The sequence below is a fragment of the Shewanella sp. SACH genome, assembly GCF_001887095.2.
Lineage (GTDB): Bacteria > Pseudomonadota > Gammaproteobacteria > Enterobacterales > Shewanellaceae > Shewanella > Shewanella baltica.
This window is the reverse complement of record NZ_MPDG02000002.1, coordinates 426620-452810: the sequence shown is the minus strand read 5'-3', so window position 1 is coordinate 452810 and position 26191 is coordinate 426620. Positions and strand designations below refer to the sequence as shown.

General features: G+C 47.7%; 23 protein-coding genes and 1 pseudogene. 11 read left to right on the top strand and 13 right to left on the bottom strand.

The window, feature by feature from the left end:
* Positions 1 to 211 precede the first annotated feature (211 nt).
* A complete protein-coding gene (locus BM607_RS09930; RefSeq protein WP_071938528.1) occupies positions 212 to 607 on the top strand; it encodes a hypothetical protein in 396 nt (131 codons plus the stop codon).
* A 102-nt stretch (positions 608 to 709) separates the two neighbouring features.
* On the opposite strand, the gene nqrF is transcribed toward BM607_RS09930, so the two are convergent.
* The 6 genes from nqrF to BM607_RS09900 all read right to left on the bottom strand — a co-directional run bounded on the left by nqrF (position 710) and on the right by BM607_RS09900 (position 6659).
* Positions 710 to 1927 carry an NADH:ubiquinone reductase (Na(+)-transporting) subunit F gene (nqrF, locus tag BM607_RS09925; RefSeq protein WP_071938529.1) on the bottom strand — a complete coding sequence of 406 codons (1218 nt, stop codon included), beginning with the start codon at positions 1925 to 1927 and terminating at the stop codon, positions 710 to 712.
* A gap of 77 nt (positions 1928 to 2004) precedes the next feature.
* Positions 2005 to 2613 (bottom strand): NADH:ubiquinone reductase (Na(+)-transporting) subunit E, encoded by a 609-nt coding sequence (gene nqrE / locus BM607_RS09920; RefSeq protein WP_006080315.1) that lies wholly within the window; start codon positions 2611 to 2613, stop codon positions 2005 to 2007.
* 9 nt (positions 2614 to 2622) lie between these two features.
* Positions 2623 to 3243, bottom strand: coding sequence for an NADH:ubiquinone reductase (Na(+)-transporting) subunit D (locus BM607_RS09915; protein WP_006080314.1), 621 nt, complete (start codon positions 3241 to 3243; stop codon positions 2623 to 2625).
* On the bottom strand, positions 3240 to 4046 hold the full coding sequence (locus BM607_RS09910; protein ID WP_071938530.1) for a Na(+)-translocating NADH-quinone reductase subunit C: 807 nt from the start codon (positions 4044 to 4046) through the stop codon (positions 3240 to 3242). The genes BM607_RS09915 and BM607_RS09910 overlap by 4 nt, the downstream gene beginning before the upstream one ends.
* On the bottom strand, positions 4036 to 5286 hold the full coding sequence (locus BM607_RS09905; RefSeq protein ID WP_071938531.1) for an NADH:ubiquinone reductase (Na(+)-transporting) subunit B: 1251 nt from the start codon (positions 5284 to 5286) through the stop codon (positions 4036 to 4038). Before BM607_RS09905 ends, BM607_RS09910 begins: the two co-directional genes overlap by 11 nt.
* Complete coding sequence (locus BM607_RS09900; protein ID WP_071938532.1) at positions 5286 to 6659, bottom strand: Na(+)-translocating NADH-quinone reductase subunit A; 1374 nt, start codon at positions 6657 to 6659, stop codon at positions 5286 to 5288. The genes BM607_RS09905 and BM607_RS09900 overlap by 1 nt, the downstream gene beginning before the upstream one ends.
* A gap of 454 nt (positions 6660 to 7113) precedes the next feature.
* On the opposite strand from BM607_RS09900, the gene BM607_RS09895 reads away from it, so the two are divergent.
* From BM607_RS09895 to BM607_RS09885, 3 genes are all read left to right on the top strand, one after another.
* The gene (locus tag BM607_RS09895) at positions 7114 to 8154 is read left to right on the top strand and encodes an NADP(H)-dependent aldo-keto reductase (RefSeq protein WP_071938533.1); all 1041 of its coding nucleotides are present in this window, start codon (positions 7114 to 7116) and stop codon (positions 8152 to 8154) included.
* Between the two features lie 456 nt (positions 8155 to 8610).
* On the top strand, positions 8611 to 9384 hold the full coding sequence (gene ompV / locus BM607_RS09890; protein WP_071938534.1) for an outer membrane protein OmpV: 774 nt from the start codon (positions 8611 to 8613) through the stop codon (positions 9382 to 9384).
* Between the two features lie 21 nt (positions 9385 to 9405).
* Complete coding sequence (locus BM607_RS09885) at positions 9406 to 9864, top strand: hypothetical protein (protein WP_006084046.1); 459 nt, start codon at positions 9406 to 9408, stop codon at positions 9862 to 9864.
* A gap of 185 nt (positions 9865 to 10049) precedes the next feature.
* Here BM607_RS09885 and BM607_RS09880 read toward each other — a convergent pair whose 3' ends face one another.
* The 4 genes from BM607_RS09880 to BM607_RS09865 are packed head-to-tail and all read right to left on the bottom strand — an operon-like array spanning position 10050 to position 13278.
* Entirely contained in the window at positions 10050 to 11342 is a 1293-nt protein-coding gene (locus BM607_RS09880) for an ATP-binding protein (RefSeq protein ID WP_071938535.1), read from the bottom strand.
* Positions 11339 to 12043, bottom strand: coding sequence for a response regulator transcription factor (locus tag BM607_RS09875; protein WP_006080306.1), 705 nt, complete (start codon positions 12041 to 12043; stop codon positions 11339 to 11341). Before BM607_RS09875 ends, BM607_RS09880 begins: the two co-directional genes overlap by 4 nt.
* Position 12044: 1 nt before the next feature.
* Entirely contained in the window at positions 12045 to 12428 is a 384-nt protein-coding gene (locus tag BM607_RS09870) for a DUF3019 domain-containing protein (RefSeq protein WP_071938536.1), read from the bottom strand.
* Between the two features lie 10 nt (positions 12429 to 12438).
* Positions 12439 to 13278, bottom strand: a complete 840-nt coding sequence (locus BM607_RS09865) for a MipA/OmpV family protein (protein ID WP_071938774.1) — start codon at positions 13276 to 13278, stop codon at positions 12439 to 12441.
* Between the two features lie 725 nt (positions 13279 to 14003).
* Here BM607_RS09865 and BM607_RS09860 point away from each other — a divergent pair.
* Both BM607_RS09860 and BM607_RS09855 read left to right on the top strand, forming a co-directional pair.
* Complete coding sequence (locus BM607_RS09860; protein ID WP_071938537.1) at positions 14004 to 14300, top strand: hypothetical protein; 297 nt, start codon at positions 14004 to 14006, stop codon at positions 14298 to 14300.
* Between the two features lie 54 nt (positions 14301 to 14354).
* A complete protein-coding gene (locus BM607_RS09855; RefSeq protein WP_087486515.1) occupies positions 14355 to 16631 on the top strand; it encodes a TonB-dependent receptor in 2277 nt (758 codons plus the stop codon).
* A 69-nt stretch (positions 16632 to 16700) separates the two neighbouring features.
* Here the strand turns inward: BM607_RS09855 and BM607_RS09850 are convergent, their stop codons facing one another.
* Entirely contained in the window at positions 16701 to 18401 is a 1701-nt protein-coding gene (locus BM607_RS09850) for a methyl-accepting chemotaxis protein (RefSeq protein ID WP_071938538.1), read from the bottom strand.
* Positions 18402 to 18748: 347 nt separating this feature from the next.
* On the opposite strand from BM607_RS09850, the gene BM607_RS09845 reads away from it, so the two are divergent.
* The 4 genes from BM607_RS09845 to BM607_RS09830 all read left to right on the top strand — a co-directional run bounded on the left by BM607_RS09845 (position 18749) and on the right by BM607_RS09830 (position 23235).
* The gene (locus BM607_RS09845; RefSeq protein ID WP_071938539.1) at positions 18749 to 20086 is read left to right on the top strand and encodes a cysteine desulfurase; all 1338 of its coding nucleotides are present in this window, start codon (positions 18749 to 18751) and stop codon (positions 20084 to 20086) included.
* Positions 20087 to 20167: 81 nt separating this feature from the next.
* The gene (locus BM607_RS09840; protein ID WP_071938540.1) at positions 20168 to 20614 is read left to right on the top strand and encodes a SufE family protein; all 447 of its coding nucleotides are present in this window, start codon (positions 20168 to 20170) and stop codon (positions 20612 to 20614) included.
* 198 nt (positions 20615 to 20812) lie between these two features.
* A complete protein-coding gene (locus BM607_RS09835) occupies positions 20813 to 21979 on the top strand; it encodes a membrane dipeptidase (RefSeq protein WP_071938541.1) in 1167 nt (388 codons plus the stop codon).
* Between the two features lie 83 nt (positions 21980 to 22062).
* On the top strand, positions 22063 to 23235 hold the full coding sequence (locus tag BM607_RS09830) for an AAA family ATPase (protein WP_071938542.1): 1173 nt from the start codon (positions 22063 to 22065) through the stop codon (positions 23233 to 23235).
* 27 nt (positions 23236 to 23262) lie between these two features.
* Here the strand turns inward: BM607_RS09830 and BM607_RS09825 are convergent, their stop codons facing one another.
* Both BM607_RS09825 and BM607_RS09820 read right to left on the bottom strand, forming a co-directional pair.
* Positions 23263 to 23505, bottom strand: coding sequence for a cupin domain-containing protein (locus tag BM607_RS09825; protein ID WP_349289759.1), 243 nt, complete (start codon positions 23503 to 23505; stop codon positions 23263 to 23265).
* Positions 23506 to 23724: 219 nt separating this feature from the next.
* Positions 23725 to 23841, bottom strand: a pseudogene (locus BM607_RS09820) (cupin); the annotation flags it as partial.
* 180 nt (positions 23842 to 24021) lie between these two features.
* On the opposite strand from BM607_RS09820, the gene BM607_RS09815 reads away from it, so the two are divergent.
* Complete coding sequence (locus BM607_RS09815) at positions 24022 to 26082, top strand: toxin-antitoxin system YwqK family antitoxin (RefSeq protein WP_249269579.1); 2061 nt, start codon at positions 24022 to 24024, stop codon at positions 26080 to 26082.
* Positions 26083 to 26191: the final 109 nt, after the last annotated feature.

The window sequence follows — 26191 nt, the reverse complement described above, 5'->3', positions numbered from 1 at the left end:
TGATAACTATGAGGCGACTTTATGCTTTTCAAACTTCGTTTGATTGTTTTTAAATGCAAAGTCATTCACAAATATTGACACCCACTAGGCACAAATCCTTAAAGCGATCTCAATCACAATTCACTTTAACGTAAGCCGAAAGCAGATTATGTTGTTGATTTTAAATGGCTGGTAAAGTTTTCAATTTGATTATCTGTTCTAAGGAGAGAGCATGTTTTTTACATTACTGTTTATTACATTTGCACTATCTATAACCGTTTCATTTCTAGTTGTTTCGATTTTCAAAAAACCACTGGGAGAAATATTTTCTCGAATAATTCAAGATTCAATCAGTGCCGCTTGGCAAAAATATATTATTTTTGCCACATACGTTGTGGGCATTTCTGGTGGAGTTAGAATTTATGATTTAGAACGCTACATTTCCGCTCGACATAAAGATGTTGAAATTCTACAGCTAACTCTAGAACGTTGGACTATTGAGATCTATCGGACAATTATTGAAACTTTGCAAAGTATCGCATGGATGTATCTTATCGTATTTATATTTGCCCTTATCGCATATGTCATTGTTAGAGGCTTTGAACTTAAAAACGCTAACAAGCAATAAACAAAACTCGCGTTAAGTTGCCTTAACGCGAGTTATAAGTTTCAAGCTTTAACCGCTAATTGAAGCTCTGATTAAGCTCTAGCTCTAGCTTAAGTTTAACGGCTAATCACCAAAGTCATCGAGTAGGATGTTTTCTGGTTCAACACCTAGGCTTTCGAGCATCTTAATCACTGAAGAGTTCATGATTGGAGGACCACACATGTAGTACTCGCAATCTTCTGGTGCCTTATGATTTTTAAGATAATTCTCATAAATCACATTATGGATAAAGCCAGTGTAGCCAGTCCAATTATCCTCAGGCAATGGCTCAGATAACGCCACATGCCAAACGAAGTTGTCATTTTCGGCCGCTAGGGCATCGAAATCCGCTTGGTAAAACACTTCACGGGTTGAACGGGCGCCGTACCAGAAGCTCATTTTACGTGTGGTTTTCTTACTCTTAAGCTGATCGAAAATGTGTGAACGCATAGGTGCCATGCCCGCACCGCCGCCGATAAACACCATTTCCGCATCGGTTTCCTTCACAAAGAACTCACCGAATGGCCCAGAAATCGTCACTGTATCGCCCGCTTTCAGGTTGAAGATGTAAGATGACATCTTGCCCGCTGGCACATTGGCCGATGGCGGCGTCGCAATCCGCACGTTCAGCATAATGCGGCCCTTTTCATCGGGATAGTTGGCCATAGAGTAAGCGCGCAATACTTCTTCATTGACGGTCGAGACTATATCAAACAGGCCGTATTTGTCCCAATCGCCACGGTATTTTTCAGGAATATCAAAGTCAGCGTATTTCACCACATGGGCTGGCGCTTCAATTTGAATATAACCCCCCGCTTTAAAGCGAACATCTTCACCTGCCGGTAACTCAAGCAATAACTCCTTGATAAAAGTCGCCTTGTTATCATTAGAGATCACCTGACATTGCCACTTTTTCACACCGAAAATTTCTTCGTCGAGCTCAAGCTCCATATCGGTTTTCACTGAGACTTGGCAGGCGAGACGACAACCTTCTTTAGCCTCTTTCTTGGTGATATGGCCCATTTCAGTCGGCAGAATATCACCGCCGCCCGATTTGATTTTCACTCGGCACTGACCGCAGGTTCCGCCGCCACCACAGGCTGACGGAATAAAAATACTCTGACTCGCCAAGGCGCCGAGTAACTTGTCACCCGCCGCAACTTGAATGCTTTTTTCGGCATCTTCATTGATGCTGATCGTCACTTCACCCGAAGCCACTAATTGCTTTTTGGCGATTAGAATCACTATCACCAATAGACAGACCACTAGCGTGAACATGCCTATGCCAATTGCCATTTCCATCGTATTACCCTTTTCTAGCTCTTTTCTAAAAAGAATCTGGTTTCACTTTCTCAACTCTTGGCTCGCCTACTGTAGCTTTACAGCGAGATCCCCGAGAAAGACATAAAGCCCAGCGCCATCAAGCCTGTTGTGATAAAGGTGATACCAATACCTTGTAAGCCTTCGGGAATCGCGTTGAATTTCATTCTTTCGCGCAGTCCCGCCAGCAGCACAATCGCCACCGCCCAGCCAAGACCCGAGCCCATAGCAAACACCACTGACTCACCGAAGTTGTAATCACGGTTCGCCATAAAGATCACCCCAGCAAAAATCGCGCAGTTCACTGTGAGCAAAGGTAAGAAGATCCCAAGGGAGTCATACAGGCTAGGAATGTACTTATCCAAAAACATTTCAAGGATTTGCACTAACGCCGCAATCACACCGATGAAAGTGATCAGTTGCAGGTAACTTAAATCGATACCGGGTAATCCCGCCCAAGACAGCGCGCCAGGCGCGAGCACTTTGACGTAAATGATCTGGTTTAACGGCACGGCTAAGGTCATCACCACTATCACGGCTACACCTAAACCAAAGGCAGTTGACACCTTTTTAGACACGGCCAAGAAAGTACACATGCCTAAGAAGAACGACAGCGCCATGTTGTCGATAAAAGTGGCCTGCAAAAATAGATTTATATAGTGTTCCATATCTGCTCCTTAACCCCGTTTCCGCTGGATCACATTGATAGTCCAAATCAGCACACCGATCAGGAAGAAGGCGCTCGGAGGTAACTTGAACATCTCGTTTGGCAAGTACCAACCGCCGTTTTCAATGGTGGTAAACACGCTATGACCGAATAAATTGCCTGTCCCTAGCAGCTCGCGTACAAAGGCGACGCTGATCAAAATCAAGCCATAACCTGTCGCATTACCGAGCGCATCGACGACCGCTAAATGCGGTGGATACTTCATGGCGAAGGCTTCAGCGCGGCCCATGATGATACAGTTAGTGATAATTAACCCAACGAATACAGAAAGTTGCTTAGATAACTCATAGGCCACATCCTGCAGCACCATGTCGACGATAATCACCAAGGAGGCGATAACCGTCATCTGCGCGATAATGCGCACACTGGTCGGGATAAAGTTACGGATGGCAGAGATAATCAGGTTAGAAAACACCAACACAAAGGTCACTGCGAGCGTCATTACCACAGCGGTTTGCATTGAGTTACTGACCGCCAGCGCCGAACATACGCCCAGCACTTGCATCGCGACGGGGTTATTAGCAAACACTGGCCCCGTTAACATGTCACGCATGGATAAAGTGTTGCTCATTTTGCCTCTCCCAACTCACCTTGCAATTCACCCTGCGCGGCCGTCGCTTTCAGCTGATTGAAGAAGGTTTGAAAACCCTCAACCCCAAACCAAAACTCCATTGCGCGCTGCACGCCGCGGCCTGTCATGGTCGCGCCACTCACAGCATCGACACCGTGGACATCGCCTTCTTTAGCGCCGCCTTTAACGAGGCGCATAGCAAATTTGCCTTTTTCATCAAATAATTGCTTACCCTTCCACAGTGATAACCAATGGGGATCCGTCACAAAGTCACCGATACCTGGGGTTTCACCGTGCTCGTACACCACTAGCCCTTTAATGGTGTTGAAATCTGGTTCAACCGCCACATAGCCGTAGATCATCGACCACAGACCTTTACCGTAGAAAGGCACAACCACACTGTCTAACTTGCCGTCGGCATCGAGCACTTTAAATACGCGGGCATCGTTCGCACGGGTTTTAATCTTGGCGATGTCCTTTTTCGGTGCGCTTGAGGTCTCAGGATTAATCGCCGCCATACGCTCATCAAAATCGAGTACGTTAGCGTCGGAATCCACCTTACCTGTGTCTAGGTTGATCAATAATGGCTTAACCGATTTAGCGAAAATCTCTCTAAAATCAGAGTCCTGACCTAAGTTCACATCGGCTGCCATCAACACATAACGCTTCACTTCGTCACGTTTTTTGGCGACTTTACGTTCTTTCAATATGCCTGCAGTGCCTGTGATCATAAACGAGCACAGGAGGCAGAGCGTGATGGTGAAGATCATGGTCCCCACCACAGTATCTTTCTTAAAGACCATGACGTTTTAATCTCCGTTTGATGTTGGCGCGGGCCACCAGATAATCGAACAGCGGCGCCCAAAGGTTGGCGAACAGAATGGCTAACATCACGCCCTCAGGCATTTTGGGGTTAGCGACACGGATAAGCACTGTCATAAAACCAATCAAAGCACCGTAGGCAAATTTGCCTTGGCGAGTGTAGGAAGTGGTCACAGGATCGGTGGCCATAAACATCATCGCCAGTGCAAAACCACCAGTGACTAGATGCCAAGTCCACGGCATTGCCATCATGTCATTGCTGCTAGAACCGATGTAATTACACAGCGTTGCAGTCGCAATCATGCCCAGCAGCACACCGAGCACAATGCGCCAGTCGGCTAAGCGGCTGATCAGCAGTAATGAACCGCCGATCAAAATCGCTAAGGTGCTGGTTTCACCAATTGCGCCCACGGTGAAGCCAAAAAAGTTGTTCCACCAATTAGGATCGCTAAAGGCGCTAAACCAAGCGTAATCGGCAAAGCTCAGCTTGCCCGCTGCGGTTTGTGCCAGTGCAGTCGCACCAGAGAAACCATCAACGGCAACCAGCTGTTTAATGGTTGCAACTTCAGAGGGATAGGCAAAGTAGATAAAAGCCAAGCCCGCCAGCGCAGGGTTAAGGAAGTTATATCCCATACCGCCAAACAGCTCTTTAGCCACAACCACACCGAAGGAAATCCCCATGGCCACCAGCCATAGCGGTGTCGATACTGGCAAGATTAAGGTAAATAGCAGGGCTGTAACGAAGAAACCTTCGTGCAACTCTTGGCCGCGAACCCGCGCAAATACCACTTCCCAGAACAAACTGGTCAGCAGCGCTGTCAGGTAAATCGGCAGATAAAAACTAAGACCATAGAGGAATAAACCTAATATCCCAGTGTCTTGGCTAAGGCCGCCAAACAGGGTATTAAAGATTTCTAACTTCCAAATATCTGGGGTCGATAAGCCGCCCGCAAGCGCAAGCTGTGCCTGTAGGCCAATGTTATATAGACCGAATAAAATGGCGGGCAGTAAACACAAACCGACTAGCGTCATGGTACGTTTCACGTCAATCGCGTCGCGCACATGCACTTTACCCTTAGTGCTGTGGCCACTGGCAATGACGAGTGAACGCAAAAAGCCCTTCATCGACTTACCCGTTGCGTAGTATTCTTCCTGTAAATCAGTAGCTTCTTGTAAATCTGGGGCTTGCTGTAAATCAGGTTTTTTAACTTGCTTAGTCATTAACCTTCCCTCTCGATAACATCTAGACAGGCACGTAATTCTTTACCAAAGTCATATTTGCCGGGACACACAAAAGTACACAGCGCCAGATCTTCTTCATCTAACTCCAATGCACCTAAGGCCTGCGCCTCATCGGTATCACGCACCACTAAGTCTCGAACGAGCAAGGTGGGTAAAATATCCAGTGGCATCACGCGATCTAGCTGACCAAAGGCCATCATGGCGCGGGCTGAACCGCCCTGATGGGTAGTGAATTCGAACAGCTTAGTGGCACCAAACAAACGTGATGTCACCGCGCGGGTAATAGAGAATTTATCCGAGCCACCCCGTACCCAAGAAAGCACATGGTGCTGCGCATCTTCGCTCAGCACTGACACTTGGTTGTGGAATCGGCCTAAAAAGTCATGCACACCAACCGCGGTATGGCCAGATAACACTGAGCCCGATACCACGCGGTTTTGGCCGGGTTTGATGTCATCACTGACTAAAGGACTTAACTCGGCGCCCAACTGAGTGCGCAGTAAACGCGGATTTAGCACGCTCGGGCCACCTAAGGCGACGATGCGGTCGGTATATAACTCACCGGTTTGGAATAACTTGCCGTAGGCAATCACGTCTTGATAGCCGATATGCCATACCTGACGCTCTAAACTCACAGGTAGAATAAAGTGAATATGAGTGCCGACTAAACCTGCAGGATGAACCCCGTCAAAACGGCGCAGCTCAAGTTGCGGCAATGCCTCTTTCACAATCGCTTCGCCCTTATCCTGACACAGGTAAACCTTGCCCTCGGTTAAGCGGCTCAACACCAGCAAGCCAGCTTTAAAAGCCTCGGTTTGCTCGGCGATGATCAAACGCGGATCGGCGGCCAGTGGATTAGTATCAATTGCGGTAACAAAAATCCCTGCGGGCGTGCTATCGAGCGCAGGCACGCGCGAGAAAGGCCGCGTACGCAGTGCAGTCCATAGACCGCTTTTCACTAATTGCGCCTGAACGGTTGACCTTGCTAAAGCGGCGATGTCTTGATGGATTTCGAAGGAAATCTGTCCATCGCGGTTTTCGCCGTCATCACAACGAATGACAACCGATTGTAGAATTCGGCGCTCGCCGCGGTTAATCGCCACGACTTGGCCACTAGCGGGTGCAGTGAACAACACGCCCGGTGTTTTTTTATCTTCAAACAGGGCTTGGCCCTTTTGAACCCAATCGCCCTCTTCGACCAACATCGTCGGCTTAAGCCCAACGAATTCTTCACCCAGAACAGCCACTTGGGATGGCTTAGCACCGAGTTCAATGACCTGTCGCGGCTCGCCAGCAATCGGCAAGTCGAGGCCTTTTTTGATCGTTACAATTTGGTTTGAAAAATCTGCCATCACAAATATCAACCATGAAAAATTTTTAGATAAATTCAGGGTAGAGATTTGTTAACCCAGTTTCCGATATTGGCGTCACATTCCGCCGCAAATTCGTAAGTTAGATACGTAAATTTACGCCGTTTTGTGACATAGATTCACTTCCAAACTCGCCGCGATCTATAAATGTAGTTTTATAACAATTTATTCATAAATACGTTATTACTGATTTAGTCATACCTAAGGTTTACAAAAATAAGCCAAAATCCCCATCTCAGTGCAGCAAAGCGATAAAACCGTTAAAAGCGCGACTCAGAGAACAAACTTCAACCAATGGCATGCCTCAAAAGTGCGCAATACCGTTTAGCGGGCTGGCTATTTTTAGCGCACTAACATTTCAACCTATGGTTTAACCTTTGCTTTACAGCAAAAGCTTGGTAGCCTCAAACTAAGAGAGTTTTCGTAGGAGAAATAGATGGAATACAGACGCATACCGCATTCTAATCTCGAGGTCAGCAAAATCTGTTTGGGCACTATGACTTGGGGCGAACAAAATACCCAAGCCGAAGCATTTGCACAGCTGGACTACGCCATAGGAAATGGCATCAACTTTATCGATACGGCGGAAATGTATCCCGTCCCACCTAAGCCCGAAACCCAAGGGGGAACCGAGCGTATTCTGGGGCAATATATCAAGGCACACGGCAACCGTGACGACCTAGTGATTGCCACTAAAATTGCCGCACCGGGTGGTAAGAGTGATTATATTCGCAAGAATATGGCGCTGGACTGGAACAACATCCACCAAGCGGTCGATGCCTCCTTAGCACGCCTCCAAATCGACACTATCGATCTTTATCAAATCCATTGGCCCGACCGAAATACCAACTTCTTTGGTGAACTGTTTTACGATCAACAGGATCAAGAACATCAAACGCCGATCCTCGAAACCCTAGAAGCCCTCGCCGAAGTCATTCGCCAAGGTAAAGTGCGCTATATCGGTGTGTCGAACGAAACACCTTGGGGCTTGATGAAGTACCTGCAACTGGCCGAAAAACATGGTCTGCCGCGTATTGTGAGTGTGCAAAACCCTTATAACTTGCTCAATCGCAGCTTCGAAGTCGGCATGAGCGAAATCAGCCACCGCGAAAACCTGCCGCTGCTCGCTTACTCACCACTGGCCTTTGGCGCCTTAACCGGCAAATACTGCAACGACCAATGGCCTGAAGGTGCACGCCTGACCTTGTTTAAGCGTTTCGCCCGTTACACAGGTTCGCAAATGGCACTGGAGGCCACGCAAGCCTACGTCGATTTGGCCCGCGAGTTCAAACTCACGCCAGCGCAAATGGCGTTAGCCTTTGTTAACTCACGTCAGTTTGTCGGCTCCAACATTATCGGCGCCACCGACTTGTATCAACTGAAAGAAAATATCGACAGCCTAAAAGTCACACTATCGTCTGAGCTATTAGTGCGATTAAACGAACTGTCCGATAAATTCAGATTACCTTGCCCTTAGCCCCCGAATCTTAGCCCCCGAATCTTAGCCCCTAGGCTTAACCCCTAGGCTTAACCCCTAGGCTTAACCCCTAGGCTTAACCCCTAGGCTTAACCCCTAGGCTTAGCCCCTAGGCTTAGCCGGCTAAGTCGTTTGAATAACCAATAGCATCAGGCCAATACACCTGATGCTATTGATTTCATTCAGCTCAACGCCACTTTCCCATTCTAAATACCGCCTCCTTGTCGCACCTCGCTTTAGGTTAACGGCAAACCCTCTACCCCAAACTCTCTTACACTGACCAAGCACAAAGCTATCGTATTACCCTCGTTAAACTCGCAGCAGCATACTCAGCCCGATACCCTTCGACGGTCCTCCGGTAAAATGCTTCAGGTTACATTCGGATACAGAGTCCTGTTAAGAACTGAAATATAGTGGCGCCACAGTCACTAGACAGATGTCTTAAGGATCAAAAAAATGAAAAAACTTTGCTTTGTAATCACAAGTGTTTTGATGTCGAGCCACGCGCTTGCTGAAAGCAATACCTACATTCGTAACGGTAATATCTATAGTCATCAAGATCAGTTCTTTGCTGGCGCAGGTGGAGCTACTGGCAGTCAGTTTTATAAGGGTCAAGATCACCAGACAGGTATCTACCTCAATGGCGGCTACCACGGAGAGGACTTCAACGCCGATCTGTCCGGTATCAACTACCGCTTTTTAGGCACCAACGACAGTGCCGTTAACTTCAGCATTTTTGTGGTTGCCAATCCCGGCTTTGATGCCAATGACGCCGATATTTTAACTGGCATGAAGGATCGCAAATTCAGTGGCGATCTGGGTTTAAACGCCGACATTCATTTAGGCACAGGCACGTTATCAACCAAATTCCAACACGATGTGACAAATGTTTATGATGGTTTTCAAGCTGATATCACCTACTACCATCCAATAAATCTGGGCTTTGGGGATCTGGTGCCTTATGCGGGTGTGCACTATTTCAGTAAAGACTTCGCAAACTACTACACAGGTGTGACGTCATCTGAAGCCACGGCGCAGCGCCCTGCTTATCAAGCCGACGGCACCTTCGCATATAAGCTAGGTTACGCTTTGGTTATTCCAGTCACTAAGCATTTAGACATTACTCAAGCCACTGGTTACTCGCACATAGCTGCCAACATGGCTGACTCTCCGCTAATCGACAGTAGCAACCAGTGGGTTACTACTCTTGGCGTGAGCTATAGCTTCTAACTAACCTGACGAGACAAGACCATGACATCGATCAAAAAAACGTTTTTGTGTGCTGGATTAGCCCTGATGCTTTCAGCTTGCGCCACTTCATACGATACCGAAAAACAATTTTGGTCTTTCGGTAAAGGCTTTGAAACCGCACAGATTGCACCCGATAGCTGGCAGATTAGCTTTGTTGGCAATACCAACACTGACCGCGCATTGGCCCGAAAGTACGTCATGCGTAAATCGGCTGAGTTATGCAAACAGGCAGGTTATAGCTACTTCACTTTCACTCGCGAACAAACCGATCGTGACGCAGTGGGCCAATTTGGGGTAGGAAAGAACAGCAGTAACGACATTTTGTGGGGGAGTTCGACGATGAATCAAGAAACTTCTGTCATGGTCGAAGTCACAGGTTTACATAGCAAACCAGAAAATACCAGTTCACGTATCTACGACACGGATTACATACTTAACAATGTCGATGTGAAAGGTTAATTGCGAATCAAACGAGCACCAGCCTAGCTTCTAGGCTGGTGCTGTTTTATCGCTACATCGAGACATTGCTCGCTTTGCCTGATGGTTATGCAGCATTAAAATCCAGTCTTAAACTCTTGCCTTAAACTCCGCTTTAAAATTCAGCCTTAAATTCCGGTCTAAATCTCCAACCCTAAACTCCAGCGTTAAACTTCAGCCTTGAATTTTAGTGACATGCGAGCGCCACCGAGCTCAGGGGAGCGTCCAATACGTAATGGGGCATTCATCCAACAACCAATTCTGTCGACAATCGCCAATCCCATGCCATGACCGGAATTTCCACGACTGTGCTGACCTCGTACAAAAGGCTTAATCACCTGCGCAGACTCCAGTTCATCTATGCCTGGACCGTCATCGTCAACGTGTAACCAGGTCCCGCCCTCCTCGACTGCCAACGTCAGCCGAATCTTTGCCTTACCAAAACGCAGCGCATTATTAAGCAAATTATTCACCTGCATTGATAAGTACTTAGGGTCTGTCTTGATCTTGAGAGCTGTGGGATAGGGAACCAGTTCAACCGAAAAATCGGGGTACACTTGACCTTGATACTTTTCGAGTAGCCAAGCATTGAGTTCAATCGACTGCCAATCGGGCTGGATATTCGCTTCATCGAGGCGGGCATAACTCAGCAACGTCATTACCAAGTCTTCCATAGTGTCTAGATCGCGGTTCAAGCGCTGGAAATACTTCACTCTGAGCTGTTCGCTTTGGGTTTCTTCCAGCGCCTCAATGCCAAATCTTAGCCGTGCGATCGGAGTTTTTAAATCGTGAGAAACAGCTCGACTGAGCAGTTTATTGTCATCGATCAATTGCTGAATACGATCCGCCATACGGTTGAATTCGCTTTCAATAGTACCTATGTACGACGTTTTTCTAACAGGAATTCTCTGCTGCAACTCCCCCATACCAAACGCTTGGGTCGCCTTACTGAGATTAACCAGCTGACGGATCAAGGGTGACACCCACACCAACAAAATCAGCACCACGCCGCCATAAAAAAGCATGGTATACAGCTTATTCAAGTCAAAGCTGACATCGGTGGGCGTGACGATATCGGTGTTAATGTTCAATACCTGCCCCGTTTTTGGCAGTAAATAATGCAAGGAGATGCCGTCATCGGACTCCAGCAGGAGTGATTCCCCAGCATAAAACGCGGTTTTTAGGGCTGAGGGTAAAACGAAATCGGCTTCACTCGCTAAAGACAATTGCTCTGAATTTAGCTGGTTCCAGCTTGCGATAAAACTGTGATTGTTAACGCTATCGTTATCGAGCGTTTGCGCCAGTGTGCCGCCCAGTAGTTTTAATGCGGCGAGGTGAGTGGCTGGGGTTTGCGTGTCATTATCATGATCTAGCAGACTGGCAAACTCGCTTATCGACCAGCCTAGGCTCGCAATGGCCACCAGCACCACCAGCACCAGTGAAGTCATCAACTTCTTCATAAAGCTTGCTCACCTTCGTCGCGGCAAAACAGGTATCCCTTGCCACGGATGGTTTTCACTTTATAGGGCTGGCTTAACGCTTCCTGCAATTTTTTGCGTAAACGCGATATGCGAATATCAACCGAGCGATCTAGGCCATCGTATTCAATGCCTCGAAGCTGAGCCACCAGTTCATTACGACTCACTATCGTGCCCGCCTTCAATGCCAGCAGCCACAACACATCGAACTCATTGGCATTCAAATCCAACGGCTGTTTATCAATAGTGACCGATTTGGCCGTCGCATTGAGTACCAGCGAATCAAACACTAACTGTTGTTTTTGTTCCTCATCACCCACACGGCGTAACAGGGCTTTTATCCGCGCTAACAACACCTGTGGCCGGATCGGCTTTGTCAGGTAATCATCTGCCCCGACATCTAATCCGCGGATCTCATCCCCATCCTCAACACAAGCCGTCATAAAGAGAATGGGTCCAGCATAAAATGCCCTCGCTTCCTTACAGACATCGAAACCATTCTTAACGGGTAACATCACGTCGAGTAACACTAAATCAGGTATCTCTTCGGCTATCATCTCTAAGGCAAAATCGCCTTGGCTGGCAACCGTGACTTCGTAACCGTGATCCAGTAAATAATCACTGATCCACTCTGCCAGCGAGATATCGTCTTCGACCACTAAGATGTGCTTTTCAACTGACATATTAGAATAACCTCCAACCTGACTGACTCTGTTTAGGGGCCTTATAAACCCAAGTCACCACTACTTTGACCTGCGCCAGTGGTTGCACATCATCATTACGGATCAAACTAAAGGTCGCCGTTTTATCGCCTTCAAAACTATATTGGTATTCTTGCATGGCTTTGCCGCTCCAGCAGATTAGCTGGTGCTGGCGGTCAGTGAGTATGAGGCAATACTCGCCGCTCGCAGGTGTTTGCCATCGAAACAACACATCTTGATAGCAAGTTTGCCCTTTATGGAGCGCAATGCAGCGCTCTGGGGTCGCAGTAAAAATCACCGAATCGTCCTGACCCCAAGCAAAAAAAGGCGCATTCAGTAACACTAGCCATAAATAAAATCGCTTCATGCCCACGCCCCTAAAACACATAGCTGATAGAGGCATTAAAGTACGATGCATAGCCAGCTTGATTGAAAGGGCTGTCGGTCACTTCTTGGGATAACACATTGAAGCGATACATGGCTCTAAATACAAAACTCTCGCTCAGCGGATAGGCAACACCGAGCTCCATGCCGTAGCTAAAAGAACTGCTCGGGTGATATTCGGGAAAGAGTTCGGTTGCTTCTTCTTTGCTGACACCAAAAAGATAACGATTCAAGGTGGCTGATGAGTAGCCCACGCTCCCCAATACGTGAAAATTCCAATTACGTACCTGCCAAGACTTACCCAATCTGGCGGAACTCTGAATACCCTGATCATCATAATAATCAGATACTAATCTGTACTGGAAAACGTAGTTATCGCCCCAGTAACGCGTGGCACGAAAACCTGCGCCAATATAGAGCGAATCTTCCGATAGTAGATAAGCATTGCGGCCAGCTTCATCGAGTGTGCTGGGGTCCACATCTGGACGTGACCATGAACCCTGTAAATTCGCCAATAACAGATCAAAGGACCAATCCTCTGAACTCCAAAGATTCACCCCAAGATTAACCCCATCCTGAGATTGGTGGATCATCTCAACAAACATGCCTTTGTACTGATACATGCCACTGACCAACAGCGACAATTGCGCAGCGCCGGAATCGGTTTGCCGAACATCAATTTGGTTGACCCCGTAAACACTCATACCCAGTTCAAAATCACCGCCGTCGGCAAGGCGATTTGAACCTCCATTGACACTGCTAGCAATATCCGATGCCGCAGCGGTACCGGGAAGAATGCTGAGCGTTAACACAAAAAACCAAAGAATACGCATGCCCATTTAATTCACATTTCTAGTCGTTATTTAGCGCTACATATTACAACAGTTTGTTAGGGTGTGTTGACGTTTCAGGGTTGTTTTTGCAGCGATTTGGCTGGCTTTTATGCAAGGCAAAGCCCGTGTGGTGTAGTTATTCTACATAAACGGGCGATAACGCGGCAGAAATGCCAGCCAAACGCTGCCCGAAGGGTTCGTCTGGCAAGCTCTTGCTCTTTGTCACTCGTCATTTGAGTAGAATAACTACACTTCACTCCTCGTTTCGCGATCACGAACTTGCCAGAGCGAACAAAATTCAATCTCGAAACGTCAACACGCCCTAGTCTTTTTATCCGCCACTGCACAAGCAGTGACATTTTTGCGACGATAATATCGTCAGATAAGAAGTACAGTCAGCAAAGCGCAAGGAAGTGAACCTAAGCGAGGGGAAACTTCGCGCCCAATACGCTTATCAGCTGAATCGATTGAGGATGTAAATAGGGCCTTAAAACCTTCATCTTCGTCAATCCACATAAATTGAAATGATTAAAATCAATAATAAAAACAAGTTAATAGATTAAATTACCCCATCATCGAAACCGATTAAGTATTCTTGGTTAACAAAAGTTAACTAGACCCAAGACTGACAATTCAAGTAGGGTCGGGTCACAAATTAGGATCAACTGTATCTCGCGCTCGACGACTGGTGCGGCGCTAAGATAACTCTGACCCATAGAAGAATAATGACTCACTCAAGTTCCCCGACTCACAGAACGTGGCTTTGGCTACTGCTCGGCTTGTGGCTGATTGTCATCCAATCGGTTGCGCTGTCGCATTCTGCTGAACACAGTTTGGAACATGAGCATGCCCACTGTTTCCTGTGCGATTTTGGTCATGAGCAAAATGCAGGTCCATCGTCTGTGCTTATGCCGCCGATGGGATTGCAGCAAGCTGAAAGCATCCCGCAGAAACCTTATCAACAACCGAGTTTACCTTGGTTACGCCACTTCAACGTGCGTGCACCGCCCTTACTGTTTTAAGCAAATTCAATCATTTAAAAATCTATTTTTTTGCTTATCTAAAGGAAAGGCACAATGAAACTTGCACTATCTTCAATAGCGCTAGCAGTGGCTGGCGTGTGTTCACCGGTTATGGCCGCTCAATTACAAGGTCAAGTGACCGATCTGCAAGGCGCACCTATCGCTGGCGCCCTTGTCAGCATCGACGGTGGGACGAGCACAACCACAAATCCTCAGGGCCAGTATCAGTTAACTGTCGCCGACAATAGTCATATCCATCTCCACATTAGCGATGCCGAGTTTAAGCATGTTGATAGGGATTTGCAGATAACCACTGGCGCGATGACCCAGGATATTTCACTAACCAAAACGGCGATGGAAAACATTGTCGTGACCGCATCGCCGCTCGCCCGCTCTGCGCTCGAAAGCACGACGCCAATCAGTGTGTTAACCGAAGATCAACTCAAGCTCAATATCGAGCCGACGCTAGGTGACACCTTAGAAAAATTGCCCGGCGTTCAAGCCTCCCACTTTGGCGCGGGGGCGAGTCGCCCCATCATTCGCGGCATGGGCGGTCCTCGAGTACAAGTGCTTGAAAATGGCCTGTCTGTTGGTGATGCATCGACGGTATCGGCCGATCACGCGGTAACAGCAGAAGCCGCCTCGGCGCAGCAAATTGAGATCCTGCGCGGCCCCGGCACATTGCTTTACGGGAACGGCGCCATTGGCGGTGTGATCAATGTGGTGGATAAGCGCTACCACGAGAGCCCAGTCGATGAGCTGTCGGGGCAATTTGGCACTCGCTACGACACAGCCAGTAATGGCCGTACCTTTAACGGGGATATCGATGGTGGCAATGGTCAGTTCAATTGGCATGTAGATGGCACCCACCGCATTACCGACGATGTCGATATTCCGGGAAATGCCATTGCCAATCTGCCCGAAACCCATGGAAAACTGGCGAACAGTAACCAAAAACTCGACGACTATGCCGCAGGTGTTGGCTATACGGGTGACACGGGATTTGTCAGCGTATCCGGCGCGCGCACTGAATCGAATTACGGTATTCCCGGCCGCGGCGAAGCCGATGCACCCGATATCACCATAGATTTAAAGAAAACTGCATGGCAGCTGCACAGTGGTTTGTTAGATCCATTTGCTGGCTTCAGTAAACTGCGTTTTGATGCTGGCTATACAGATTATCAACATGCTGAGGAAGAAGATGGGGTAGCCGGCACGACTTTCTTTAACAAGCAAAGTGAAGCGCGCTTAAGCCTTAACAATCGTCCTTGGGGTGAGTGGCAAGGCACTATGGGGCTGCATGCCGTGCACCGTGACTTTGCCGTTGAAGGCGAAGAAGCGCTGACACCAGACAGCAAAACCGATACCTTAGCCGCCTTTATCGTGCAAGAGCGTAAGGTCGGAGATTTTCGCTTCGAGCTTGGCGGCCGCTTAGAGCATTACCGCTTAGCGCCAGACAGCATGACGTTAGACACACTAAATGGCGAACAAACCTACCAAGCCGAAGACCTAGTCGATAATGATCTCACCGTATCGGCGGGTATGGTGTGGGACTTCGATCCCGCCTATAACTTGGGACTGTCGCTCACCCGCGCCCAACGTTCGGCCACCGCCGAAGAGCTTTACAGCTATGGTCCCCACGATGCCACCCAAAGCTTTGAGCTTGGTTCGCAGTTCAGCGTTGAAAATGGTCAAATCATCACTAACAGTGGCAATAACGATAAAGAGGTCGCCAACAATATCGACTTAACCCTGCGCAAATTAGAGGGTGCGTGGACAGGCTCATTGAGCATGGCCTACAACCGAGTCAATAATTTCTATTACGAGAAAAATACGGGCTTAATCGCCTCTGACATAATCAACGGCGATGCTGAAGGTGATTTACCGGTTTACCAATACACCCAAGGCGATGCCGAGCTTTATTCCCTCGAGGCCCAAGCCAGTATCCCGTTCAACGATACTTGGTCATTGGATATGTTCAGCGATTACACCCGCGGCAAGTTGGTCGATGGTGGTAACTTGCCACTCATTTCGCCCATGCGTATCGGTTCAACTTTAAACTTTGACCAACAACAATGGCACGCTGAAGTCGGCGCGATTGGCTATGCTAAACAAACGGATACCGCCGAAAATGAAACCGAAACGGCCGGTTATGCGCTAGTGAACGCCGCCGTCACATACCGTTTATATACTTCTGCGGGTGACATGCTGTTCTATGTCAAAGGCACAAATCTACTCGACCAAGACGCGCGGCCACACACCTCGTTACTTAAAGATTACGCTCCACTGATGGGACGCAACTTTATGTTAGGTGTCACCTATAACTTCTAAAAACAGGAGTTGTAAAAGACAATAAGTTAAGCCCAAAGCGAAGTCCTAGACTTCGCTTTTATTTTTCAATTAAACAGCACGCACCTTGAACTGCTGCATGGTTTCCCTTAGTGAATTGGCCTGCTGAGACAGTGACTCACTGGCTTTTGCAGTTTCATTGGCGCTGCCAAGTACCAATTCCCCTGAATCTCGAATCTCATTAATCCGCTCACTGATATCCTCAGCGGTGACGGCTTGCTCCTCGCTTGCGGTCGCGACCTGAGCATTGGCCTGAGTCAGTTCAGTTAAGGCATCTAAAATCTCAAATAGGTGCTGCTTGGCTTGATTAACGAGCAATGATGACTCACTGATTTGCTTATCATTATTGGCGAAGGATTCGACTGAGGACTTAGCATCTTTCACGAGTGTTTGGATAAGATCGCTGATCTCCTGCGTGGCGGTTTGGCTACGAGTTGCCAGCGCCCGCACTTCTTCGGCGACCACAGCAAACCCACGTCCTTGATCTCCCGCCCGCGCCGCTTCAATCGATGCATTCAAGGCCAACAAGTTCGTCTGCCCCGCTATCGCATCGACTACAGAGACAAAGTTGAGGATTTTTCCGGTACTCGCTTGAACCTGTTGAATAAGTTGATTCGAATACTGGGCACTGGCAACTAACTGTTTGGAGATTTTCTCACTCGCATCGACAACCTCACAACTTTCTTTCACCTTATGCTCGGCTTGTCCCGCTGAGTATGAAGCGGTTTCTGCACTGCTCGCCACTTCAGTGATCGTTGCCGCCATTTGGGTCATAGAGGCGGCGACTTGGTCGGTATTATCTTGCTGCCTTAACATGGCCTCACGATTATTTTCGGCCACCGCATTAAGCTCGGTCACCATAGAGGCAATTTCTTCACTTCGAGCAATCACTTGGCCGACAGTTTTACTTAAGGTCCACGCCATTTGATTCATACTGACTGTGAGTTCGCCCAGTTCATCCTTAGAATCGACGCGCAGCTCTTGGTTAAAGTTACCCTGTTCCATCTTAGCGGCAGAATTACGTAACCGATTGATAGATTTGACCATGTATTGACTGCAAGCGATGCCAATCAATAAGCCTATGACTAAAGACACGATAGAAATAATCGTTAAGCCATAAATCGCCCTAAGCTCTTCGTCCTCAGTCACAGAAACCGCGGTTTGAGTCATTTGCTCTAACCGCTCAACGAACTGACTTAGCTCAGTATTAAACTCGTTTTGCGCAACCTCTAAGGATTCAACCCGCTTAGCTAAAGCGGCTGGTTCTTCTTTTTGCTGGATACCTGTGATGACAGTGGCAAGTAAAGCTTCATAGTCACCAAAACGTTGAATAATCGTGCCAATATCTTGATTTAACTGCTGCGTTTTTTCATGTAATAGCGGATTTTTAGCCTCTTTTAATGCCACATTGAGCATAGACTGAGTCGAGAGTAACTCCTTATTAATGTCTTCTTTATGCTGAATCACATCCGCAATAAACGCCGCTAAAATGGGCTGACTCGATGCGGCTTCAATATCCGCCGCACGAAACGCTTTTTCTAAAATGACCGAGCTTTCGAGCTGCTTAATGGTGACGTCGGTTGATAATCTCACTAATGGAATATTTTCCTTTGCAATGCCTTGGATTTCCTCAGAAACTCGCTGCATTTTCAACAAACTAAAACCAGACAAAATCAGGATCAGCACTAACATCACCCCAACGAGGGCGATCATCTTATGTTTAATCCGTAAATCTTTTAAAAACTGCACCATAAAACGGGTCTCCAACAAACACCGATATCAAAGGACGTCCCATTGAGAATAGTCGCAGTTTTCACTTTGGGTGGTTGAATTGAGCGTAAAGTATTAGCTGAATTTAAAAGAAAAACTTAAACATTAGAAAAATCGCATCATAGCTAAGCTCGATGATATGTTAGAAAGTCAAAACCCGTTTAAGGCGCGCGAAATACCAGAGGGCAGAAGTTTGAACAAACGTTGGTGAAATTAGACGCTCAATACCGCCTTCCAATACCTACACCTCAACAAACCGCTAAAACTTGCATTAACATGGCAGATCACAGAAGATCCCTTGGCCTTTTTCATTGCCTTTAGCCTCATCTATGACTCAACCTGCATCGCCTACGCCAAATACTGTGACTCACACAGCGACGAATACTGTTACCTCACATCCTTCGGCAAGTGCCTCTCCTGATGCCACAGCGGTTCTTTGTTCATTAGAAGCAGAGCAGCGCAATGCTAAAATTAGGTCGCAATTCCCAGCGTTAAATCAACTGCTTGATGGCTATCCCTTGTGTTATCTCGACACCGCAGCCACCAGCCAGAAACCGCAAATGGTGTTAGATGCCATGGCGCAGTTTTACGCTAACGACAATGCTAATGTACACCGCGCGGCGCACCAGTTATCGGCGCGATCGACCTTAAGTTATGAAAAAGTGCGCGATCAACTGCAACTATTTTTAAAGGCCGAACGCCGCGAAGAAATCATCTTTACCCACGGCACCACAGAATCAATCAACTTAGTCGCCTTTGGACTCACTGCACACGTAAGCGCAGGCGATGTGATATTAATCGACGCCGCCGCCCACCACGCCAATATCGTACCTTGGCAGGAGCTGGCGAAACGCACAGGTGCGCTGATTAAGCCTATCCCTCTCGATCAAGCTTGCCGCTTAGATGTCAGCGCCTATAAAACCTTGCTCGAGTTAAAGCCAAAAATCGTCGCGCTTTGCCATGTTTCCAACGCCCTAGGCACAGTCAATCCCGTGGCTCAGTTAGTTCAGTTAGCAAAAGCCCAAGGTGCAATAACCTTAGTTGATGGTGCGCAAGCAGTGGCGCATTTAACGCTGGATGTGGCTGAAATCGATTGTGATTTTTACGTTTTTTCGGGGCATAAAATGTATGGTCCGACTGGCGTTGGCGTGCTTTACGGCCGTTTCGACGCTTTAGATAATCTCGCGCCACTATTAACTGGTGGCGAGATGATTAAACGCGTGAGTTTTGAAGCGACAGAATTTGGCAGCCTACCGAATCGCTTAGAAGCGGGCACGCCGCCAATTGCCGAAGTCATAGGTTTGGGCGCGGCCATTACATTTTTACAAACCGAGCTCACACCGCAGGTTCAAGCTTATGAAGCTGAATTAGTTAACTATTTACAAAGCCAATTGCGCGCGCTCGGTGAAGTGCATTTATACGGCGCTTTTGATGACAATATTGGCGTCGTCGCCTTTAATCTTGCCGATGAACATCATCAAGATGTGGGCATTTTGCTGGACCAACAAGGGATTGCCGTGCGCTGCGGCCATCACTGCGCCATGCCATTAATGCAGAGTCTGAATCTTAAGGGCTGTTGCCGCGCCTCTATCGGTATCTACACCAATAAAGACGATATCGACCGCTTTATTGCCGCGTTGGCCTCGGTAAAAGACTTGCTGCTGTGATCCAGTATTTAACGACTGAACCACGCGACTCATGCGTTCAAGATAAGTTACGCTCAAATAAGTGAGACAGGATTTAGCCCTATGACAGATTCGACTATGCCTATGCCAAGCGAGACCGATTTTCACTATTCAGTGCAAGATGCCGAGACCTTGCTAGCGCGTTTTACCAAGGCACCTAACTGGCAGGAAAGATATCGCCAAATTATGTTGCTAGGGAAAGACTTACCGAGTTTAAGCCCAGAACTTCGCGTCGAAGCCGCTCAAGTAAAAGGCTGTGAAAGTGATGCGTGGATTTATCATCTCGAACAGGCTGGGAAGCACTATTATTTAGCCGACAGCGATGCCCGCATTGTTAAGGGATTGATCGGATTATTGCTTGGCGCCTGCCATGGCAAAAGTCGCGCTGAGATCCAAGCATTTGATCCTACAGCTTACTTCAAACAATTGGGGTTAGAAGGTCAGCTCAGCCCATCACGCACCAACGGCCTTAATTCACTCGCAAAAGCCATGCTTGAAGCCACTCTATAGCTTCACGATATCTTCACGATAGCCACAGGCCAAGGGTTTTCATTTACTGCGATAAGCGATAATTGAAACCGCTTGGCAATAACAAATCATCACAACTCCAGCTCGGGGATAAAGGCCAAAAAAGGGATTTAATCAAAGACTTCTACGCCCTAAAAAGGTATAAAGAAGTTACATTTGAGTTATTGATAGGAACCGAGCATGCCCATCAAGGCAGTCAATCACCACCGTCGTACTCTTCTTAAAGGTCTTGGCGCAGCAACCCTGTTAAGCCCACTCGCCAGTTTACCTAGCTTTGCCGCCGCACAGAGGCGGATATATGTCGATGGTTTATCCTTCCTTCCCGATGACTTAAGTGATGTAACAGCCTCTAAACTCGATGCTTATATATGCGATATTTCGGCGATTGAGACCATAGAACAAGCCGATGGCACTCAAAACTACAAACGCACCTATAAAGCCTGCATGGAAAGCATTAAGCAGGCTGCTAAACGGGTGAGCGATCATCCCGATATTTTACTGCAAGGCCTGAGGGGAGGAGATATTCAACGTGCCCGCGACAGCCAGCGCACTGCGGTATTCTTTCAAATCCAAGGCGCAGATTGTGTCGAAGAAGACAGTGAAGCTAATCAGTGGGCACGGGTGGATGAATTCCATCAACAAGGGCTGCGCGTATTACAGCTCACCCACCACTATGGCAATACCTTTGCCGGCGGCGCCTTAGACAGTGATGCCAATGGCGGACTCAACAAGCCGCTCACCACCCATGGACGCGAACTTATCGCCAAACTCAATCATGCCAATATCTTGGTCGATGTGAGTCACTCCAGCGCCCAAACCGCTTTAGATGTCGCTAAGATCACGAAGTCTCCCATAGTGCAGAGTCACGGTGCAGCGCGCGGCATAGTTAACCATGCCCGTTGTTCACCCGATGAAGTGATCCGCGCCATCGGCGATAGCGGCGGCGTATTCGGCGTATTTATGATGAGCTTCTGGCTCACCAATAATGCCGTGCCCACGATCGATGACTATATTCGCCAACTGGAATACGTCTCGCGTGTCGGCGGTGTGGATAGTGTGGCAATCGCCAATGACTTCCCACTGCGTGGCCAAGAAAACTTACTGGCTCTTGATAACAATAACGCCCAAGGCATTAAAGAATATCAAGAATGGTGGTACAGCCTGAGGGCAAAAGGCGTGCTAGGTTTTGATGCAGAGCCAAGGCATGTCGTGATACCCGAGCTAAATCATATCGATCGCATGAGCCGTATCGACGATGCCTTAGCCAAGGCACGCTTTAAAGCCACCGACCGCGACCGCTTTATGGGTGGCAACTGGCAACGCGTGCTCAATAAAGTACTACTGTAAATAGCATTGTTTTATCGCCCTGTTTAATTTACGTTGTCGAAAAATTTACGGGCTTATCTGCTCGTTTCAGTCTTGGATATTCTATGCTGACCACACTCGCCATTTTCAATTATCGCTCTCTGCGTGAAATCGTCTTGCCCCTAGGGCAACTCAATTTGATCACAGGGGCAAATGGCAGTGGTAAATCGAATCTATACAAGGCGCTACGTTTACTGGCACAAACGGCGCAAGGCGGTGTCGTCAACGCATTAGCCCAAGAAGGCGGACTCGACTCCAGCTTTTGGGCGGGGCCAGAAAACTTCACCAAAAGCATGTTAGCGGGCGACACAGCCATTGAAGCCACCGTCAGGCAAGCGCCAAAACGCTTAAAGCTCGGCTTTGCCGGCGAGGACTTTAGCTATCTTATTGAACTCGGTTTACCTGAACCCGACGCTACTACGCTGTTTGGCTTAGATCCACAAATCAAGCGCGAAGCCATTTGGAACGGACCTAAGTATCGCCCCTCTACAGTGTTAGTCGAGCGCCGTGGTCCTATGGTGAAAAGCCGCAGTGCTGATGGAAAAGGCTGGATAATCTTAGGCGCCCACCTGCAAACTGGCGACAGTATTTTTACCGAGCTTGCCGATCCCGAGCGCTGCCCAGAAGTGCTCAAGCTTCGCGATAGTATCCGCGCGTGGCGCTTTTACGATCACTTCAGAACCGATGCAGAAGCCCCTGCACGGCGACCACAATTAGGCACGGCCACGCCGGTATTGCACCACGATGGCCGTGATTTAGCCTCGGCAATTCAAACCATTTTTGAGATAGGCGATAAATCGGCTTTCGATCATGCGGTGAGCGATGCATTTCCCGGTGCTAAGGTTCGAATCGAGCCTCAAGCGGGCGGCATTTTAGTGCTCGCATTTCATCAGCATGGTTTATTAAGGCCACTCAATGCCAGTGAATTGTCGGACGGCACCTTGCGTTATTTGCTGTTAATCGCCGCCCTACTGACCCCAAGACCGCCAGAACTTATGGTGTTAAACGAGCCAGAAACCAGTCTGCATCCAGATTTATTGCCTGCGCTGGCACGCTTAATTGCTAAGGTATCAGAGGAGTGTCAGCTGTGGGTGGTTTCCCATGCTAATCGGCTTATTAATGCCTTAAGTCAATTTGAACACTGCAATACCTTGGCCTTAGACAAAACCTTAGGCCAAACGCAGATCCAAGGCCAAGACTTGCTCAATACGCCCAGTTGGCTATGGCAGAATCGTTAGTCGGCGGTGTTAACGCGACTGCCCTCATCAATCGTAAAATACCGCGAGCCATAGGGTTTCTGAGCTGTTAGAAGTCGAAGCAATGCGGTGTTTTTGATGGGGCACAATCGTTAAGTAATCACCTGGGGTTAGTGTAACGGGTTCACCTTGTTCAAATTCAAGCGTCGCCTCCCCTTTAAGTAACATCACCCATTCATGTTGAGTTTGATCGTACCATTGAGCTTCGGGTAGATACCCAAACCACCTGAAGATGCAGGATTCAGCGGGAATTTAACGCACTTTAGGCAAGGCGGCTATTTGCAGACCTAGTGGACTAAGTTAAAAATAGCCAACACGGCATAAAGTGCGTTAAAACCCGCCGGGACGGAGCGCTTAGGGCACTCCACTTCCGTGTTGCATCAATTCAGAAGGTGGCCGACATTCTGTCATTGATGCGCCTTGAATTGAAGCACCCTAAGCGCTCTGAAACTCGTATCTTCAGGTAGCTTGGGTATATTGCCCATTAGAGACAATGCGCTCTATGGTCACAGTGTCATTACCCGCCAGTTTTTCAAACACTTCCGCCGATAAATCAGTGGGTAATTTTGCAAAAAAGTTATCAAGCATTTTGTGTTTATTCCTCTGCTTTTATTCGCTCTCTCTGCTGATTAAACTGTATTTTTAACAATCAAACATTGAGAAACGAAACCATTAACCGCTATGATATGCGCACTGAAATACTCAAGGGCCATGAGTACCCATCAGATAAGCTTATTGTTTTACATATGGATATGGAGATCTCCCCCAATGTCGTTGTTTCGCGCACTAAAAGCCAAATTATTTCCCTCAAGCAAAACTAGCTGCGATCCGAAAGACATTTATGTTCATACTGAACCACAAGTCCCCAGCCAAGAGCAAACGCAGGAGCCGTTAGTCGCTGCGCCGCTATTCCAGCGTCACTTCAGCTTAAAAATCCATGCGACAAAGGCAGACGCGACCGCTTGTGAAGAAAATGCCAACCACGGCTTAACTCTCTATCACTACGATACGCCCCAAGTCATAGAACTCTTAGGCTGGGAAAATGCCAATGAATGCTGCGACTTTCACCAAACCGAATTCGACCGCCTCGAAATCGGCAATCAATCCCCTTTTCCCGAGCAACACTTTTGGCTCGGCAAAGACAAAGTCTGCAGTATCATCCCAAAAACGAACGACCAGACAACAGCATTATGGCAAGTTGAACTTAACAATCTAGTGGCTTTATTGATAAGCCACTTTACGCTCGATGCAGACAATATAGTACAAGGCGACATTCAAGATTACGCCAGTTTAACAGGCCAACTGCATCGCACTTACCATCAACTCCATTCTGAAGACGGCGCGGGTATGCTGAGAATTGTCACCCAAAGTCCAGGCCTCACCCAAGCCGTCGATTCAAATTACTTTGGCGAGCGTAATGGGATTTCGCGCCAATTCGACGCCCTAGGGACACTGCTTTTTGAAGGCCACTTTGTTAATGACCTACAACTCGGCAAACAAACATGGTACGACCATGAGGGCAAGAAAACGCAAAGTGAAGATCGCCACGCGAATGGCATGTATGTCACCCGTTATCATACGAATGGCAAAATAAGAGAAACCGCCGAACTCGACCGCAGTGGCAACTATATCAACAACTTGGCGCGTTTCTACGAATCTGGGAATTTATGGCTTAACCGCCCTATGGTGGCGAATAAAATCCACGGCATTGAGTATATGTACTACGAATGTGGCGCCCTACAAGCCGAAATTACTCATGAGCATGGCAATATAGTGCAAGAGTTTTGGTTTCACACCAATGGCTTGATCAAGCAAACCATCTTCATTAATGACATGGGTAAAAGCGTCGAAACCTTTTATGAAAGCGGACATATCGCATGGCGAGAGCAGTTCAATGCTGAAGGTTTGATTGAAGGGGAGCGTAAAGAGTGGCATCCAAATGGAAAGCTCGCCAAACAACTCAACTTCAATAACGGTATTGCCCACGGCGACCGAGAAAAATGGTATGCCAATGGTCAGCTCGAAGAGAAAATCCCCTTCGAGAATGGCAAAGAACAAGGCACTGCCTATTGGTACCATGACAATGGCCAACTCGCCCTTGAGATCTATCTTGAAAAGGGACTCAGAGAAGGTCTGTTTAAAAGCTATTACCAAAGCGGCGTGCTTTCTGGCGAAGGCCAATACCAAAATAATCTCTCGGTAGAGCCCTTTATTGAATATTACGAAAACCAGCAAGTTCAAATGTATTTACCGCACACCCAAGGCAACCGTGACGGCACTGCTCGCTGGTTTTACCAAGATGGCACCATTCGCACTATCTCTGAGTATGAAGTGCGTGACGGCCAAGGCTACCTCAGAGAATCCAGCTTTTATAACAAAAAGGGGATCCTCGAATCCTATCAGAGCCACTCTAATACCCGCTGCGGCTATCATCTTGAGAATAATCAAAGGGAATACTATCAAGACGGTATTGCCGACACTCGCATCGAATACTATGAAGATGGCACTATTCGCTGGTTACTCACCCGTACACAAGGGGATTTATTTAGCTCTAAATCCTTATCACCTCAAGGTTTAATCTTAGAAACTGGCACAATCCAAATTATTGATGGCCGTTACCTCGATATCGGCCATTGGCAGCGTTTTACGCCCCAAGGACAAGTGTATCGTGAAGTTTGGCTAGATGAAGAAGGCCAACTTATAGAAAGTCGTCACTACTTTGATGCTAATCAGCCTCTATCGACTCAAGAAGATGACGAAGCAGAATGGGATAACGCAGAGCCCCGTAATTATGGCTACGATTGTTGCGACATCAGTGACTATGATTAAAGCGAAGACGAGAGCGATGACTTTGATTATGATCGTGCTGATTGGGAAAATGACGGGCTAAACCAGCGTTCAGATAACAGTGAACACAGTGCTAGCCATAGCAGCAATA

What these genes read in the sequence shown, in the direction of transcription:
- BM607_RS09875 (WP_006080306.1), bottom strand. Translation starts at nt 12,043, where the DNA reads ATGTCAGTTGAAAAGCACATCTTAGTGGTCGAAGACGATATCTCGCTG.
- BM607_RS09855 (WP_087486515.1), top strand. Translation starts at nt 14,355, where the DNA reads ATGAAACTTGCACTATCTTCAATAGCGCTAGCAGTGGCTGGCGTGTGT.
- BM607_RS09910 (WP_071938530.1), bottom strand. Translation starts at nt 4,046, where the DNA reads ATGGTCTTTAAGAAAGATACTGTGGTGGGGACCATGATCTTCACCATC.
- BM607_RS09845 (WP_071938539.1), top strand. Translation starts at nt 18,749, where the DNA reads ATGACTCAACCTGCATCGCCTACGCCAAATACTGTGACTCACACAGCG.
- nqrE (WP_006080315.1), bottom strand. Translation starts at nt 2,613, where the DNA reads ATGGAACACTATATAAATCTATTTTTGCAGGCCACTTTTATCGACAAC.
- BM607_RS09885 (WP_006084046.1), top strand. Translation starts at nt 9,406, where the DNA reads ATGACATCGATCAAAAAAACGTTTTTGTGTGCTGGATTAGCCCTGATG.
- ompV (WP_071938534.1), top strand. Translation starts at nt 8,611, where the DNA reads ATGAAAAAACTTTGCTTTGTAATCACAAGTGTTTTGATGTCGAGCCAC.
- nqrF (WP_071938529.1), bottom strand. Translation starts at nt 1,927, where the DNA reads ATGGAAATGGCAATTGGCATAGGCATGTTCACGCTAGTGGTCTGTCTA.
- BM607_RS09915 (WP_006080314.1), bottom strand. Translation starts at nt 3,243, where the DNA reads ATGAGCAACACTTTATCCATGCGTGACATGTTAACGGGGCCAGTGTTT.
- BM607_RS09815 (WP_249269579.1), top strand. Translation starts at nt 24,022, where the DNA reads ATGTCGTTGTTTCGCGCACTAAAAGCCAAATTATTTCCCTCAAGCAAA.
- BM607_RS09905 (WP_071938531.1), bottom strand. Translation starts at nt 5,286, where the DNA reads ATGACTAAGCAAGTTAAAAAACCTGATTTACAGCAAGCCCCAGATTTA.
- BM607_RS09835 (WP_071938541.1), top strand. Translation starts at nt 20,813, where the DNA reads ATGCCCATCAAGGCAGTCAATCACCACCGTCGTACTCTTCTTAAAGGT.
- BM607_RS09865 (WP_071938774.1), bottom strand. Translation starts at nt 13,278, where the DNA reads ATGCGTATTCTTTGGTTTTTTGTGTTAACGCTCAGCATTCTTCCCGGT.
- BM607_RS09840 (WP_071938540.1), top strand. Translation starts at nt 20,168, where the DNA reads ATGACAGATTCGACTATGCCTATGCCAAGCGAGACCGATTTTCACTAT.
- BM607_RS09880 (WP_071938535.1), bottom strand. Translation starts at nt 11,342, where the DNA reads ATGAAGAAGTTGATGACTTCACTGGTGCTGGTGGTGCTGGTGGCCATT.
- BM607_RS09830 (WP_071938542.1), top strand. Translation starts at nt 22,063, where the DNA reads ATGCTGACCACACTCGCCATTTTCAATTATCGCTCTCTGCGTGAAATC.
- BM607_RS09850 (WP_071938538.1), bottom strand. Translation starts at nt 18,401, where the DNA reads ATGGTGCAGTTTTTAAAAGATTTACGGATTAAACATAAGATGATCGCC.
- BM607_RS09930 (WP_071938528.1), top strand. Translation starts at nt 212, where the DNA reads ATGTTTTTTACATTACTGTTTATTACATTTGCACTATCTATAACCGTT.
- BM607_RS09900 (WP_071938532.1), bottom strand. Translation starts at nt 6,659, where the DNA reads ATGGCAGATTTTTCAAACCAAATTGTAACGATCAAAAAAGGCCTCGAC.
- BM607_RS09860 (WP_071938537.1), top strand. Translation starts at nt 14,004, where the DNA reads ATGACTCACTCAAGTTCCCCGACTCACAGAACGTGGCTTTGGCTACTG.
- BM607_RS09870 (WP_071938536.1), bottom strand. Translation starts at nt 12,428, where the DNA reads ATGAAGCGATTTTATTTATGGCTAGTGTTACTGAATGCGCCTTTTTTT.
- BM607_RS09895 (WP_071938533.1), top strand. Translation starts at nt 7,114, where the DNA reads ATGGAATACAGACGCATACCGCATTCTAATCTCGAGGTCAGCAAAATC.